General features: G+C 46.7%; 2 protein-coding genes. Both read right to left on the bottom strand.

All coding sequences use genetic code 11. From position 1 onward, the window contains the following. Window positions 1-255 (bottom strand): type I-E CRISPR-associated protein Cas7/Cse4/CasC (locus tag CWM53_RS12470; RefSeq protein ID WP_206062620.1); only part of this gene is annotated, 255 nt, incomplete at its 3' end. A gap of 21 nt (window positions 256-276) precedes the next feature. After that, window positions 277-606, bottom strand: a 330-nt coding sequence (gene casB, locus CWM53_RS12465; RefSeq protein WP_100750797.1) for a type I-E CRISPR-associated protein Cse2/CasB, incomplete at its 5' end; no start/stop codon positions are given.

Here is a 606-nt window from a genome sequence, read left to right as displayed (position 1 = left end):
AGCTGCAGTATCTGCAGCAATCATTGGACGATAGACATAGTCCACTCCAATTCGACGAGTGCGCTTCCCGATGAAACCATCCATTGCTTCTTCAAACGTTTCCGAAACGCGCCAGGCACGTTTTAGGCTTTGTGACGACACTCGCAGGCGCTCTACACCGCCCATAAATGCCGTTTTAGGCCTGCCGGAATCGTCACGGTTAAGGTTAGCGGGTGCATATGCCGTTAATAAGTGTAACTGAATAAAAGTGGTCATTATTAAATCCCTCTAAGTTACTTATTTGCCATAGGATGTTGAAAGATATTCGTTAGCCCAGCGGATGCGGTTTCGCTTAAAGGGATCTCGATGTTCTGGCTCATGATTTTCACGACGTTGCCATTCTTCCATCCACAGGAAAATACTGTCGGCCAGAGACAAGACATTCACTCCCTCCGCCCCACGAATATTCACCACCTGAATTAGCAACTGACAGAAAATTTCCGGATCGGCCGCCTTTTGCAAACGTTCAAAGCGCAGAGCAGAAACACATGCCGTTGTTCCATTTAGCTTTTCTCCCAATTGTGCGGCAAAACTGGCTTTTTCTTTATGACTTTTAATATGCGCAGC

Source organism: Klebsiella sp. A-Nf5 (genome assembly GCF_002810545.1).
GTDB classification, from domain to species: domain Bacteria; phylum Pseudomonadota; class Gammaproteobacteria; order Enterobacterales; family Enterobacteriaceae; genus Klebsiella; species Klebsiella variicola.
Note: the sequence above shows the minus strand (reverse complement) of the source record. Positions and strands in the feature narration are given on the sequence as shown.